The following is a 14,254-nucleotide window of genomic DNA, read 5'->3' as shown; positions in this document are numbered from 1 at the left end:
ACACCGACATGAACATCCCCACCTTCGGCGGCGCCGCATCGCACATGCCCTCGAGCCGCTACGTCCTGCCTCAGTTCGAGGAGCGCACGGCCTACGGCTACAAGCGCCAGGACCCGTACAACAAGCTGTTCGAGGACCGCGTCATCTTCCTGGGCGTCCAGGTCGACGACGCCTCGGCCGATGACGTCATGGCCCAGCTTCTCGTGCTCGAGTCGCAGGACCCCGACCGCGACATCATCATGTACATCAACTCGCCCGGTGGCTCGTTCACGGCCATGACGGCGATCTACGACACGATGCAGTACGTCTCGCCGCAGATCCAGACGGTCGTGCTCGGTCAGGCCGCGTCCGCGGCATCCGTGCTGTTGGCCGCCGGAGCCCCCGGCAAGCGTCTCGCCCTGCCGAACGCCCGCATCCTGATCCACCAGCCCGCCATGGGCGAGGCCGGCCACGGGCAGGCGTCCGACATCGAGATCCAGGCGCAGGAGATCCTCCGCATGCGCACGTGGCTCGAAGAGACGATGGCCCGCCACACCGGGCAGGACGTCGCCAAGGTCAACAAGGACATCGACCGCGACAAGATCCTTTCGGCCCACGAGGCGATGGAGTACGGCATCGTCGACCAGGTCCTCACGACCCGCAAGCGCCAGCCCGCGGCCCTCACGGCCTGACGCGCTCGCGACACGACCAGCCCCGCAGACCCGTTTCGGTCTGCGGGGCTTCGTCGTGTGCGCAGCGCCCGCGTGAGTCTCCAGGTTTCGTCGCCTCGAGCGACGCGGCAGCGACAGATTCTGGCGACTCACGCGGGGGAGCGGCAGGATGCCGCGTGTCCGCCGTCGGCGATCACGACACCGCCGGGCGCGCAAATGCCCTCGGATGTCGCGGGGTCGGGTTAGGCTCGGGTACACACCGGCGGGGGCCGGGCGACGGGAGGAACCGGGATGGCACGCATCGGTGAGAGCGCCGACCTGTTCAAGTGCTCCTTCTGCGGCAAGAGCCAGAAGCAGGTGCAGCAGCTGATCGCCGGTCCCGGCGTGTACATCTGCGACGAGTGCGTCGAGCTCTGCAACGAGATCATCGAAGAGCGCATGGCGGAGTCGTCGGCCGGCGAGGTCGCCGAGTTCGATCTGCCCAAGCCCCGCGAGATCTTCTCGTTCCTCGAGGAGTACGTCGTCGGTCAGGAGCCCGCCAAGCGTGCCCTCGCCGTCGCCGTCTACAACCACTACAAGCGCGTGCGCTCGCACGGCACGCTGCAGCCCGCCGAGGCGCGCGCCGAAGAAATCGACATCGCCAAAAGCAACATTTTGCTGCTGGGCCCCACGGGCTGCGGCAAGACGTACCTCGCTCAGACGCTCGCGAAACGCCTCAACGTGCCCTTCGCGGTGGCGGATGCCACGGCCCTCACCGAGGCCGGCTACGTCGGTGAGGATGTGGAGAATATCCTCCTCAAGCTCCTGCAAGCCGCCGACTTCGACGTCAAGCGCGCAGAGACCGGCATCATCTACATCGACGAGGTCGACAAGATCGCCCGCAAGGCCGAGAACCCCTCGATCACGCGCGACGTGTCGGGCGAGGGCGTGCAGCAGGCACTGCTGAAGATCCTAGAGGGCACGGTCGCCTCGGTTCCGCCGCAGGGCGGACGCAAGCACCCCCATCAGGAATTCATCCAGATCGACACGACGAACGTCCTGTTCATCGTGGCCGGGGCCTTCGCGGGACTCGAGGAGATCATCTCGGCCCGCGTCGGCAAGCACGGCGTCGGCTTCGGCGCTCCGCTGCAGCGCAAGGAAGACGCGCCCGACCTGTTCAGCGAGGCGCTGCCGGAAGACCTGCACAAGTTCGGTCTGATCCCCGAGTTCATCGGTCGCCTGCCCGTCGTGGCATCCGTCTCGCCGCTCGACCAGGACGCGCTCATGGAGATCCTGACCGCGCCGCGCAACGCGCTGGTGAAGCAGTACCAGCGCATGTTCGAGCTCGACGGCGTTCAGCTGGAGTTCGACGAGGATGCGCTGCGGGCAATCGCCGACCTCGCGGTGGCCCGCAAGACCGGCGCCCGCGGTCTGCGCGCGATCCTGGAAGACGTCCTGGGCCCGATCATGTTCGACGTGCCCTCGGCCGACGACATCGCCAAGGTGGTCATCACCCGGGCGGCCGTGGAAGACCGCGCCCAGCCGACGATCGTGCTGGCGCAGAAGCGCCGTAGCGCCTGACGGGGCTTCACGGGGCGTCGTGCCCGGTGCGCGAGCCCGCCAGCGGCAGGATGGGACGATGCTCCCCGACCTGCGCCTTCCCGTCGAGTTGTCCACCCGCGTCGGCGACGTCGCCGTACGTCGCGCGACGGCGTCGGATCTTCCCGCTCTCATCGCGTTGCTCTCGGACGATCCGATCAGCGCGGCCCGTGGTGACCGCGCCGCTGACGGAGACGCCGCAGCGTATCAAGAGGCCCTGACCGGCGTCCTCGACGCCCCGCTCAACGACCTGCTCGTCGTGGATGCCGCCGACGGCACCGTCGTGGGGACTCTTCAGCTGACCGTCATCCCCGGCATGGCCCGCCGCGGCGCGACGCGTCTGCTGGTCGAGGCGGTACGCGTGTCGTCGCGCGTGCGTTCCAGCGGCATCGGCGGCGCGGTGATGCGCTGGGTGATGCACGAGGCGGCCTCGGATACCGGGGCGACCCTCGTGCAGCTGACCTCCGACGCGGCCCGCGTCGACGCGCACCGCTTCTACACGCGACTCGGCTTCGCCGACTCCCACATCGGCTTCAAGTACACCGTCGGAAGATGATCCGGCGGGCCCGCCTCGTGCACGCGAAGCGGGCCCGCCGGCCAGGGTACGGCCTCAGCCGGCGAGACCGCGGCGTTCCAGCAGCGGCTGGATCTCGGCATCCCGACCGCGGAAATCGCGGTACGCGGCGAGAGGGTCGCCGGAACCACCGACCCCCAGCAGGCGCTGGCGGAAGCGGTCGCCGTTCTCGCGCGTGAGTCCGCCGTTCTCGCGGAACCACTCGACCGTGTCGGCGTCGAGCACCTCGCTCCAGATGTAGGAGTAGTACCCGGCGCTGTAGCCGCCCGAGAACACGTGCGCGAAGTACGTCGAGGCGTACCGAGTGGGGGCGGCGGGGTTGTCGAGACCGATGTCGGACAGCGCCGCGGCCTGAAAGGCGGCGACGTCGATCTCGGCGGAGGCCTCCTCGACGGACAGGCCGTGCCAGGCCTGATCGATCCAGGATGCCGCGAGGTACTCGCTCGTCGCGAAGCCCTGGTTGAACGCCTCGGAGGCGTGCAGGCGCTCGACGACGTCGGCGGGCAGGGGCTCGTCGGTGTCGATGTGTCGGGCGTAGTTGGCGAGGATCTCCGGCCACAGGATCCACATCTCGTTCACCTGGCTCGGGAACTCGACGAAATCGCGGTACACGGCCGTGCCGGCGAAGTGCGGGTAGGTGACCGTGGCGAACAGACCGTGCAGGGCGTGGCCGAACTCGTGGAACAAGGTCGTGACCTCGTCGAGGGACAGCAGCGTCGGCGTGCCCGGCGCGGGCTTGCTGACGTTGAGGTTGTTGACCACGACGGGGGCCGTACCGCGCAGGGCGGACTGCGTGACGATCGAGTTCATCCAGGCTCCGCCGCGCTTGGTGTCGCGCGTGTAAAGGTCGAGCAGGAACAGACCGAGCTCGCTGCCGTCGGCGTTGTGCACCTCGAACACGCGCACCTCGGGGTGGTAGCCCTGCAGGTCGTGCCGCTCGGTGACGCGGATGCCGTAGAGCTGCTCGGCCGCGAAGAACACGCCGTCGCGCAGCACGCGCTCGGCTTCGAACCACGGACGCAGCGCTGCGCGGTCGAGGTCGTACTTCTCGGCGCGCACTTTCTCGGTGTAGAACGCCCAGTCGTGTGCCTCGATCCGGATGCCGTCGGCGTCGGCGATGTCCTGAAGGGCGGTCTGTTCGGCCCGGGCGTTCGCGGCAGCGGGGGCGGCGAGTCGACGCAGAAGCTCGGCGACGGCATCCGGGGATCCCGCCGTCTGATCGGCGAGGACGGCGGCCGCGTGGGAGGGATAGCCGAGGAGGGCGGCGCGCTCGGCGCGCAGACGCACGATCTCACGGAGCACCGGACGGTTGTCGTTCGCGTTGTCGCGGGAGGCGCGGGCTCGCGAGGCCTCGAGCAGGCGTCGACGGCTTTCGCGGTTCGTCAGGGAGGCGAGATACGGGTGACCCGTGTACAGCGTCAGGGTGACGACGTACCGGCCGTCGAGCCCTCGGGTCGTGGCGGCCTGCGCGGTGGCCGACAGTTCGCCGTCGCCAAGGCCGTCCAGCTCGGACGCGTCATCGAAGACGACCGCGAGGTCGTTGGTGTCGGCGAGCAGGTTCTTCTCGAACGTGGTGGTCAGCACCGACAGGCTCTGGTTGAGGTCGGTGAGGTGCTGCTTCTGCGCGTCGTCGAGGCCGGCGCCCGCCAGGGCCATCTCGCGGTGGTGGCGCTGGACGAGGTAGCGGCTCTCCGCGTCCAGGTCGAGGTCGTCGAGCTGCTCGTGCACCGCGGCGATGCGGGCGAACAACGTGGCATCGAGCTGGATCGCGTCGCGGTGCGCGGACATGAGCGGCGCGAGCTCCTCCTCGACGGCCTGGATCTCGGCGGTGCCGTCGGCACCCGTGATCGTGTAGAAGGTGCGGGACACGCGGCCGAGGAGCTCGCCGCTGCGCTCGAGGGCGATCAGCGTGTTCTCGAACGTGGGCTCGTCCGTCTGCGCGGTGATCGCGTCGACCTCCGCGCGCTGCGCCGCGAAGGCGGCGTGGAACGCGGGCAGGTAGTGCTCGACCGCGATGCTGCCGTACGGCGGCAGGTCGTAGGGCAGCGCCGGCGGGGACAGGAGGGGATTGGGGGAATCCGTCATCCGCCCAGCCTACGTCGCGGCGCGAACCGAGTGCAGAGAATATGTTGCAAAGAGCATGATGCAAAGATATCTTTGTATACATGACGTCCGAGCCCCGCAGCGAGCGCATCCTCGATGCCGGAGCGCTCCGCGCCCTGGCGCACCCCCTGCGCGTCCGGCTGTACGACATCCTCAGTCAGTACGGTCCGCAGACGGCGAGTTCGCTCGCGGAACTGACGGGGGAGTCTACGGGAGCGACCAGCTACCACCTGCGCGCCCTCGCGCGGCACGACCTCATCCGCGAGGTCGAAGGCCGCGGCACCGCCCGCGAGCGATGGTGGGAACGCCCCGCCGGGATGGTCACCCTCACGAACCCCGAGATGCAGAACACCCCCGCCGGACGCGCCGTGATGGAAGCCGTCCAGTCCGAGACGCTCACCCTGCGTCACCAGCAGCTCATGCACTTCGCCGCCCACGGCTGGGACGAGGCCGAGGACTGGCGTGATGCCGCGGTCATCTCGACGGCGACCGCCCGACTCACGGCGGAGCAGTCGCGCGACCTCGTGTCGCGGATCCAGGCATTGGTCGATGAGACCGTCGCCCTCTACCGCGACCAGACCGGCGAGGGCGTCCGCCCCGTCACGATCCGCAACGACGTCTTCCCGCTCCCGACCGAGAGGGGCTCCGCATGAGCGCCGTCACGCATACCGTCGTCCTGCCGGGCCGCCCCACCCTTCTCGAGGCAGCCCTGCTCGCCCTCTCGCGGACGGCGGCGGGGTTGGCCGAGAAGCGTATGCGCCGCCGCGCCCGGGCCGTCGAGGCGGAGCCGACGCGTCGAGCCGGGCGCGCCGCGTCGGCGGCGATGTCGGCGGATGCCGCGCGGTACCTGCTGCCGCGATGATGACCGGGTCGCGGTGGCTTCGACAGGCTCAGCCACCACCCGCGCGACGCCTGGCAGCGCCTCGGTGGTTGCGACGAACGCGGACACCTTGCGCCGGAAACGCCGCGAGCCCGCCGACGCGAGGAAGCGTCGACGGGCGCAGCGGCTCCAGACGGAGAAGTCAGGCGAATTCGGCGTCGTCGTCGTAGCGCACGACGACCTCGCCCGAGGCGTCCTGGCTCACGATGACCCCGGTGTCGAGCTCGGCGACCGGGCGCCCTTCGAGGAAAGTGAGGGTCCACTTCGGCGCGGGGGCGCTGAGTCCGTCCGGATTCAGCGCGGCCTCGACCGCGGCGATCTGCGCGTGCAGCGCCTCGGGAACGGCCTTCGGCGGCTGCTCACGGGCGGTCCAACGGGTTCCGAGTTGCATCAGGCCTCCTGGGGTGCGAACACGATGTCGGTGACGGTGGTGGTTTCGGCCTCGGCGAAGGAGATCGCCTCGATCCGGCCCACGGCGCGCAGGTCGCCCTCGGCGAGGCGCAGGGCCTCGACGTGGGGACCGGCGACGGTGAGCGAGGTGACCGGGGTCTTCTGGGAGGCCTTCGCTTCGGTCTTGGCGCGACGGATGCCGATCAGAGCGGCGCTGACGGCGGTGAGCACGGCCGGGTCGCCCTCGGAGCCGCTCGGCTCGGGCCACGCGGCGGTGTGCACCGAGCCCTCTTCGAACCACGACCACACCTCCTCCGCCGCGAACGACAGCACGGGGGCGAACAGGCGCACCAGCGTCGACAGGGCCGTGCGCAGCGCGAGAGCCGCGGAGGCCTGCCCGACGTCGGTCTGGTCGTAGGCGCGCTCCTTGACGAGCTCGAGGTAGTCGTCGCAGAACGTCCAGAAGAACGACTCGGTGGTCTCCAGCGCCCGCGCGTGGTCGTAGGCCTCGAACGCGGCGGTGGCGTCGCGCACCACGGCATCCAGGGTCGCGAGCATCGACGCGTCGAGCGCGTGCGTGACCTCGGCGCCCTCGGGCACCGGGAACGACAGTACGAACTTCGCCGCGTTCAGCAGCTTGATCGCCAGGCGCCGGCCGATCTTGACCTGCGTGGGATTCTGCGGGTCGAAGGCCGCGTCGGTGCCGAGACGGCTCGACGCCGACCAGTACCGCACGGCGTCGGAGCCGTGCTGCTTGAGGATGTCGGCGGGCGTCACCACGTTCCCCTTCGACTTCGACATCTTCTTGCGGTCGGGGTCGACGATGAAGCCCGAGATGGCGGCATCCGACCAGGGGCTCCGGTCGTCTTCGAGGGCGCTGCGCAGCATGGTCGAGAACAGCCACGTGCGGATGATGTCCTGACCCTGCGGGCGCAGGTCGAACGGCGAGACGAGGTTCCACAGTTCCTCGTCGCGCTGCCAGCCGCCCGCGAGCTGCGGGGTGAGCGAGGACGTCGCCCAGGTGTCGAGGATGTCGCGCTCGGCGTCGAAGCCGCCGGCGACGCCCCGCTGGTCCTCGGTGTAGCCCGGGGGCACGTCGGTGGTCGGGTCGACGGGGAGCGAGGCGAGGTCGGGGGTCAGCACGCGGTCGTAGTCGCGCTCCCCGTTCTCGTCGAGCGCGTACCAGACCGGGATCGGCACGCCGAAGAAGCGCTGACGCGACACGAGCCAGTCACCCGTGAGGCCGTTGGTCCAGTTCTCGAAGCGCACGCGCATGAAGTCGGGATGCCACGACATCTCGCGACCGAGCGAGATGAGGCGCTCACGCAGCTCGGCATCCCGTGCGCCGTTGCGGATGTACCACTGGCGCGTGGAGACGATCTCGAGGGGACGGTCGCCCTTCTCGAAGAACTTCACGGGGTGGGTGAAGGGCTTGGGCGTGCCCTCCATGTCGCCGGACTCCTGCAGCAGCTCGACGATGCGCTTCTTGGCGCTGAAGACGGTCTTGCCCGCGAGTTCCGCGTACGCCGCCTTCGCGGCATCCGTCGAGATCACGTCGGGAGCGTCGGCGACGATGCGACCGTCTTTCCCGATGATCGTGCGGTTGGGCAGGTCGAGCTCGCGCCACCAGATGATGTCGGTCACGTCGCCGAAGGTGCAGATCATGGCGATGCCCGATCCCTTGTCCTTCTGCGCGAGGGGGTGGGCGAGCACGGGCACCTCGACGTCGAACAGGGGAGTGCGCACGGTCGTGCCGAACAGGGGCTGATAGCGCTCGTCATCCGGGTTCGCCACGAGAGCGACGCATGCGGGTAGCAGCTCAGGACGCGTCGTCTCGATGAACACCTCGCCCGAGCCGTCGGTCTTGGGGAAGCCGACGCGGTGGTACGCGGCGGGCTGGTCGCGGTCTTCGAGCTCGGCCTGCGCGATCGCGGAGCGGAAGTCGACGTCCCAGAGCGTCGGCGCGAGGGCCTGGTACGCCTCGCCGCGCTCGATGTTGCGCAGGAACGCCAGCTGGCTCGTGCGGATCGAGTCGTCGGAGATGGTGCGGTACGTCTGGGTCCAGTCGACGCTGAGGCCCAGCTCGCGGAAGAGGTCTTCGAACTGCTTCTCGTCTTCGACGGTGAGCTGCTCGCACAGCTCGATGAAGTTGCGGCGACTGATGGGCACCTGGTCGGCGGCCTTGCTGCTCTTGTTGTCGCCGCCCGCGAACGGCGGGGTGAAGTCGGCGTCGTAGGGGAGCGAGGGGTCGCAGCGCACGCCGTAGTAGTTCTGCACGCGGCGCTCGGTGGGCAGGCCGTTGTCGTCCCAGCCCATCGGGTAGAACACGGTCTTGCCGCGCATGCGCTCGAAGCGCACCTTCACGTCGGTGTGCGTGAACGAGAACACGTGGCCGATGTGCAGGCTTCCGGATGCCGTCGGCGGCGGCGTGTCCACCGAGTACACGCCCTGACGGCCGGCGTCAGCTGCGCGCAGGCGGTCGAAGACGTACGTGCCGCGATCGCGCCACGCGGCGTCCCACTTCTGCTCGAGGCCTTCCAGTGCGGGTTTGTCCGGGATCGTGGCCATGACGGGTACTCCTCGAGCGATATGGGCGGCACTGTGTGAGCGTGCCTGATGGGTGTGGTGTCCCAGGATACCGGGGCGCGACGTGCCCTGCGGCAGCGGGTGGATGGTGTCTGCGACCGGGGCGGCCGCCGCTCGCGGGTCGAACTCGTCGCGCACGCTCGCAGTGCGCACCCTCAGCGGTCGCCGCATGTGCGCGCGACGGGGCGGAGTTTCCGCACCCGGTCCAGGAACCCGGGTAGGCTGGAGGTTCCCCACCAAGACTTCGAGGTTTCGTCATGCCTTCTCAGCTTTCCCGGCGCGTGCTCTCGGCCGTGGCCGTCGGCGCGGTCGCCGCTCTCTCCCTCTCGGCGTGTGCCGGATCCGACCCGGCGGCATCCGGTGACGGCGAGATCGTCTGGGCGATCGAGGGCGCGAACCTCTCCGCCGGGAAGATGGACCCCCAGACCAGCCAGCTCGACGTCACCGCCATGGTGCAGCGCGCCGTGCTCGACTCGCTCGTGTACCAGGAGGCCGACGGGACGTTCTCGCCGTGGCTCGCCGAATCGTGGGACATCGAGGACGGCGGCGCGAGCTACCTCTTCCGCCTGCGCACCGACGTGACCTTCCACGACGGCACGCCCTTCGACGCCGCCGCGGTCAAGGCGAACTTCGACCGCATCGTCGACCCCGACACGGCGTCCGCCCAGGCCGCGAGCATGCTCGGTGGCGACCTGTACGCGGGTACCGACGTCGTCGACGAGCACACCGTGCGCGTGCGATTCACGCAGCCCTACGCGCCGTTCCTCCAGGCCGCGAGTACGGCGCTCCTCGGCTTCTACTCGCCGGCGGTGCTCGAGACCAAGTCCGACCAGCTCGCCGCCGGTGGCCCCGACATCACCGTCGGCACGGGTCCCTTCGAACTGACCGAATACACGCCCGACCAGGACATCGTCTACACCCGCAACGACGACTACACCTGGGGTCCCGACGGGGGCGGTGCGCCCGCGTTCAAGACGCTGCGCGTCGACATCCTCCCCGAGGCCGCGGTGCGCGTGGGGGCGCTCTCCAGCGGCCAGGCCGATGTCGTCACCAACCTCACGCCGAACCTCGTGTCGCAGGTGCCCGCCGACGACACCGTGCAGTCCATCGCGTATCCCGGCCTGCCCTACTCGCTGTTCCTCAACGAGAAGTACGGCGTCTTCGCCGACCAGAAGGTGCGTCAGGCGTTCACCCGCGCCATCGACGTCGACACGGCGGTGCAGGAGATCTTCTTCGGCCAGTACCCCCGCGCGTGGAGCATCCTCGGCGCCACCACCCCCGGCTACGACGCCAGCCTCGAGAACTCGTGGCCCTTCGATCAGGCCGCGGCCGACGCCCTGCTCGACGAGGCCGGCTGGACCGGGCGGGATGCCGACGGCATCCGGACCAAGGACGGTCAGCGCCTCACGGCTCGCTGGATCGCCTGGACCCCCGTGCCCGACGACCGCGCCGCGCTGGCCAACGCCGTGCAGAGCGACCTGAAGGCCGTGGGCTTCGACCTGCAGCGGGAGGTGCTCGAACCCGGCGCGTACAACGAGCAGTACGGACCCAAGACCTACGACGTGACCGACTGGGGCTTCTCCGGCGTCGACCCCGACCTGCTGCGCAGCCACCTCGCGACCGACGGCTTCCAGAACGCCTCCCAGGTGAGCGACCCGGCGATCGACGCGCTGCTCGAGCAGGGCGCCTCGACCACCGACACGGCCGCCCGCAACGACGTGTACGCCCAGGTGCAGCAGTGGAACGCCGAGCACGCCGCGATCGTGCCGCTGTACAGCCCCACGCTTATCAGCGCCGTGCGTCCCGACGTCACCGGCCTGAGCTTCGACCTGTACGGTCGTCCGCTCTTCGCCACCGCGTCGGTCGGCTGAGCCTCCCACCCACGACGGACCCCGGATGCCACGCTCCCGCCCGCGCGCGATCCTCACGCGCCTCGGTGGGATCGTGGCATCCGTCGTCCTGGTGCTCTGGGGCGCGGCGACGCTCGCGTTCCTCGCCTTCCGCGTCATCCCCGGCGATCCCGTCGAGGTGATGCTGGGGCCGCAGGCGCAGGTGAGCGACGCGGTCAAGGCGGCGATGCGCAGCGACCTCGGCCTCGACCGGCCGGTGCTCGAGCAGTACGCCGCGTTCCTCGGTCGCCTCGTGCGGGGCGACCTCGGCGAGTCGTATCAGCTGCGCCTGCCCGTGACCGAGGTCATCGGTCGGCAGCTCGGGCCGACGCTGCAGCTCTCGGCGCTGGCCCTGGTGATCGCCGTCGTGCTGGCGCTGGCATCCGTTCTGCTCGTGCGCGGGCGGGCGGGCCGGGCGGTGGCATCCGGGATCGAGCTCGTGGTGCTGTCGTCGCCGGTGTTCTGGACGGGGCTCGTGCTGCTGAGCGTCTTCTCGTTCCAGCTGGGGTGGTTCCCGGTGTCGGGCGCGCGCGACGGCGCGGCGATCGTGCTCCCCGCGGTGACGCTGGCCCTGCCCGTCGCCGCCCTGCTGTCGCAGGTGCTGCGCGACGGCGTCGAAGCGGCCGAGCGCGAACCGTTCCTGCTGACCGTGCGAGCCCGCGGCGCGGGAGCGGTGCGCGAGAGCGTGCACCACACGCTGCGCCACGCCGCTGCCGGCGGCGTCACGCTCGCGGCCTACCTCGTGGGCTCGCTCCTGGGCGGAGCGGTGCTGGTCGAGACGGTGTTCGCGCGTCCCGGCATCGGCCGCGTCACGCTCACCGCCATCACCGACCGCGACCTGCCCGTGATCACGGGGGTGATCCTGCTCAGCGCGCTCGTCTTCGTCGTGGTCAACACGATCGTCGACCTGGTCGTGCCCCTCATCGACCCGCGGCTGCGCACCGCCGGCCCCGCCCTGAGTGTGCGCACGGCGGTGCCGTCATGAACGCCGTCGCGACAAGCCGTGCCCGCCGAACGGTCGCGTTGTCCGTCGCGGGCGCGGTGCTCGCCGTCATCGCGCTCGCGGCCGTCGCTCCGACACTGCTCGCGACCCATGACCCGCTGCTCACCGACGTACGGTCGACGCTGCAACCGCCCAGCGCGGCGCACTGGTTCGGCACCGATCAGAGCGGACGCGACGTGTACTCGCGCGTGGTCCACGGGGCCGGTCGGTCGGTCGGCATCGGGCTGCTCGCCACCGTCCTCGCGCTCGTCATCGGCGTCGCCGCGGGCTCGCTCTCGGCCGTCGCGCCGCGCCTCGTCGACGCCGCCGCGATGCGCGTGGTCGATGTGCTGCTGGCCTTCCCCGAGTTCCTTGTGGCGTTGCTCGTGGTCGCGGTGCTGGGCCCCGGCGCGGTCAACGTCGCGATCGCCGTCACGATCGCCGCGGTGCCGGTCTACGTGCGACTGGCGCGCGCGCAGACACGCTCACGTGCCGTGGCCGAGCACGTCGAAGCCGCGCGTCTCATCGGCGTCCCCGCCGCGGCGGTGCACGTGCGGCACGTGCTGCCGGGTGTCCTGGGCGCCGTCAGCGTGCTCGCCACCATCGGGATCGGCACCAGCATCCTCGCCGCCGCCGGGCTCAGCTTCCTGGGGCTCGGCCCCACCGAACCCACACCGGAGTGGGGCCTCATGCTCTCAGCCGGCCGCAATCTCCTCCTGCAGGCTCCGTGGGTGGCCGTCTTCCCGGGGCTCGCGATCACCGCGACCGTGGTGAGCGTCAGCGTCGTCGGCCGCGTCCTGCGCTCTCGAGCCGAGGAGCGCGGCGCGTGAGCGGCGTGCGGCTGCGCGGCTTGCGCATCGAGGGCCCCTCGGGCGAGGTCGTCCGCGGGCTGGACCTCGATGTCGCGCCGGGGGAGTGCGTCGCGATCGTCGGCGAGTCCGGCACAGGGAAATCGGTGAGCGCGCGCGCTCTGCTGGGCCTCGTGCCCCCGGGTCTGCGCGCCACGGTCGACGAGCTCGAGATCGACGGCGTCGACACGCGGACGTTCCGTGAGCGGCAGTGGAGACGGCTCCGCGGCCGTCGCATCGCGCTGGTGTCGCAGGACGCACTGGTGTCGCTCGACCCGCTGCGCCGCATCGGCGCGGAAGTGGCCGAACCGATCCGCATCCACGAGCCGTCCGTGCGCGGCAGGGCCCTCGAGACGCGCGTGCGCGACAGCCTCGACCGGGTGTCGCTGCCCGAGCCCGACCTGCGCGCACGGCAGTACCCGCACGAGCTGTCAGGGGGTCTGCGTCAGCGCGCGCTCATCGCCTCCGCGCTCGCGGCGCGACCGGCGGTGCTCGTCGCCGACGAGCCGACCACGGCTCTGGATGCCACGGTGCAGGCGCGCGTGCTGACCCTGCTGCGTCGCATCGCCGACGAGGGCGTGGGCGTGGTGTTCATCAGCCACGACCTGGGGGCGGTCGCGCGCGTCGCCGACCGGGTGGTCGTGATGCACGAGGGACGCGTCGTGGAAACGGGCGTCACGGCCGAGGTGCTGGCATCCCCCTGCGATCCCCACACGCGGGCACTGGTCGAGGCGGTGTCGCACGAACCGCTCGGGCGGTCGCCGCGGACGAGCGTCCCGCTGCTGAGCGCCGAGGGCCTGACCAAGCGCTTCGGCGATCGACTCGCCGTCGACGACGTCTCGCTCGCCGTCCAACGCGGGCGCACCCTCGCGGTGGTGGGGGAGTCGGGTTCGGGCAAGACGACGCTGGCCCGCATGCTCGTGGGCGCGACGGACCCGGATGCCGGGTCCCTGCGGTTCGACGCCCGCCCATGGTCGTCGCGAGTGGCGGTCGGCGCCGCGCGCCGGCGCGTGCAGCTCGTGCAGCAGAATCCGTGGGGCGCGCTCGACCCGCGCTGGAGCGTCGGACGCACGCTCACCGAAGCCGTCGCCGCGGGGGGCGTGCCGCGCGGGGCGCGCCGCGCCGCCGTCGCCGCCCTCCTCGGCGAGGTCGGCCTCTCGCCGGCGTACGTGCGCCGCCGACCCGCGCAGTTGTCGGGAGGTCAGCGCCAGCGCGTCGCGATCGCCCGGGCCCTGGCGGTGTCGCCCGATCTCCTCGTGCTCGATGAGCCGGTGTCGGCCCTCGATGCGACGGTGCGCGCGCGGATCCTCGACCGCCTTCTCGCCCTCCAGGCCGAGCGCGACCTGGCCGTGGTGTTCGTCACGCACGACCTCGACGTGGTGGCGGCGATCGCTGACGACGTCATCGTCATGCAACACGGACGCGTCGTCGATTCGGGGGCGGTCTCGTGCGTCTTCGCCGCCCCCGGTCACCCGTTCACCCGCGAGCTGCTCGCCTCCGCCGGCCTGGGGCCCGCGGCATCCTGAGCCCGCGCCCTCCCGGTCGTCCGGCGTCGCGCGCGTACGCTCCTCTGTCGAGCGTCCAGGGCACGCCGCATCCACCGCAGACGCGCGGCGTGTCCTGGACACTCGAAGGGTCGACGTCCGGGCGCGCGGGGAAGCCGCCGCGCGGGGCGTCGGGCTCGCGTAGAATGGAGCGAACAGCGTCGATCCGGCCATCACCGGGGAGCTCGCGGAAGAAACGGGCTGCGGCCCGGACTAGAACCGCGCGGGGC

Annotated in this window: 12 protein-coding genes; 9 read left to right on the top strand and 3 right to left on the bottom strand. The window is 70.8% G+C overall.

Going from position 1 to position 14,254, the window contains the following annotated elements; genetic code table 11:
* The first annotated feature begins 8 nt into the window (after window positions 1-8).
* From B0B15_RS10560 to B0B15_RS10550, 3 genes are all read left to right on the top strand, one after another.
* A complete protein-coding gene (locus tag B0B15_RS10560; RefSeq protein ID WP_076675865.1) occupies window positions 9-671 on the top strand; it encodes an ATP-dependent Clp protease proteolytic subunit in 663 nt (220 codons plus the stop codon).
* Between the two features lie 270 nt (window positions 672-941).
* A complete protein-coding gene (gene clpX / locus B0B15_RS10555; protein ID WP_076675864.1) occupies window positions 942-2,210 on the top strand; it encodes an ATP-dependent Clp protease ATP-binding subunit ClpX in 1,269 nt (422 codons plus the stop codon).
* 58 nt (window positions 2,211-2,268) lie between these two features.
* Window positions 2,269-2,784 (top strand): GNAT family N-acetyltransferase, encoded by a 516-nt coding sequence (locus B0B15_RS10550; RefSeq protein WP_076675858.1) that lies wholly within the window; start codon window positions 2,269-2,271, stop codon window positions 2,782-2,784.
* Window positions 2,785-2,838: 54 nt separating this feature from the next.
* On the opposite strand, the gene B0B15_RS10545 is transcribed toward B0B15_RS10550, so the two are convergent.
* A complete protein-coding gene (locus tag B0B15_RS10545; protein ID WP_076675856.1) occupies window positions 2,839-4,887 on the bottom strand; it encodes a M3 family metallopeptidase in 2,049 nt (682 codons plus the stop codon).
* 80 nt (window positions 4,888-4,967) lie between these two features.
* On the opposite strand from B0B15_RS10545, the gene B0B15_RS10540 reads away from it, so the two are divergent.
* Together B0B15_RS10540 and B0B15_RS10535 are read left to right on the top strand one after the other, a co-directional pair.
* Complete coding sequence (locus B0B15_RS10540) at window positions 4,968-5,558, top strand: winged helix-turn-helix domain-containing protein (RefSeq protein ID WP_076675854.1); 591 nt, start codon at window positions 4,968-4,970, stop codon at window positions 5,556-5,558.
* Window positions 5,555-5,767 (top strand): hypothetical protein, encoded by a 213-nt coding sequence (locus B0B15_RS10535; protein ID WP_076675852.1) that lies wholly within the window; start codon window positions 5,555-5,557, stop codon window positions 5,765-5,767. Before B0B15_RS10540 ends, B0B15_RS10535 begins: the two co-directional genes overlap by 4 nt.
* Window positions 5,768-5,927: 160 nt before the next feature.
* On the opposite strand, the gene B0B15_RS10530 is transcribed toward B0B15_RS10535, so the two are convergent.
* Together B0B15_RS10530 and valS are read right to left on the bottom strand one after the other, a co-directional pair.
* Window positions 5,928-6,176: a hypothetical protein gene (locus B0B15_RS10530; protein WP_076675851.1), complete on the bottom strand. Its 249-nt coding sequence runs from the start codon at window positions 6,174-6,176 to the stop codon at window positions 5,928-5,930.
* On the bottom strand, window positions 6,176-8,743 hold the full coding sequence (valS, locus tag B0B15_RS10525; RefSeq protein ID WP_076675850.1) for a valine--tRNA ligase: 2,568 nt from the start codon (window positions 8,741-8,743) through the stop codon (window positions 6,176-6,178). The genes B0B15_RS10530 and valS overlap by 1 nt, the downstream gene beginning before the upstream one ends.
* 275 nt (window positions 8,744-9,018) lie before the next feature.
* On the opposite strand from valS, the gene B0B15_RS10520 reads away from it, so the two are divergent.
* The 4 genes from B0B15_RS10520 to B0B15_RS10505 are packed head-to-tail and all read left to right on the top strand — an operon-like array spanning window position 9,019 to window position 14,006.
* Window positions 9,019-10,632, top strand: coding sequence for an ABC transporter substrate-binding protein (locus B0B15_RS10520; RefSeq protein ID WP_076675849.1), 1,614 nt, complete (start codon window positions 9,019-9,021; stop codon window positions 10,630-10,632).
* A 25-nt stretch (window positions 10,633-10,657) separates the two neighbouring features.
* Window positions 10,658-11,635, top strand: coding sequence for an ABC transporter permease (locus B0B15_RS10515; protein ID WP_076675848.1), 978 nt, complete (start codon window positions 10,658-10,660; stop codon window positions 11,633-11,635).
* Window positions 11,632-12,462, top strand: a complete 831-nt coding sequence (locus tag B0B15_RS10510) for an ABC transporter permease (protein WP_076675847.1) — start codon at window positions 11,632-11,634, stop codon at window positions 12,460-12,462. Before B0B15_RS10515 ends, B0B15_RS10510 begins: the two co-directional genes overlap by 4 nt.
* Window positions 12,459-14,006 carry a dipeptide ABC transporter ATP-binding protein gene (locus tag B0B15_RS10505; protein ID WP_076675845.1) on the top strand — a complete coding sequence of 516 codons (1,548 nt, stop codon included), beginning with the start codon at window positions 12,459-12,461 and terminating at the stop codon, window positions 14,004-14,006. The genes B0B15_RS10510 and B0B15_RS10505 overlap by 4 nt, the downstream gene beginning before the upstream one ends.
* Window positions 14,007-14,254 lie beyond the last annotated feature (248 nt).

This window comes from Microbacterium sp. RU1D (genome assembly GCF_900156435.1).
Lineage (GTDB): Bacteria > Actinomycetota > Actinomycetes > Actinomycetales > Microbacteriaceae > Microbacterium.
This window is presented reverse-complemented; position numbering and strand designations above follow the sequence as displayed.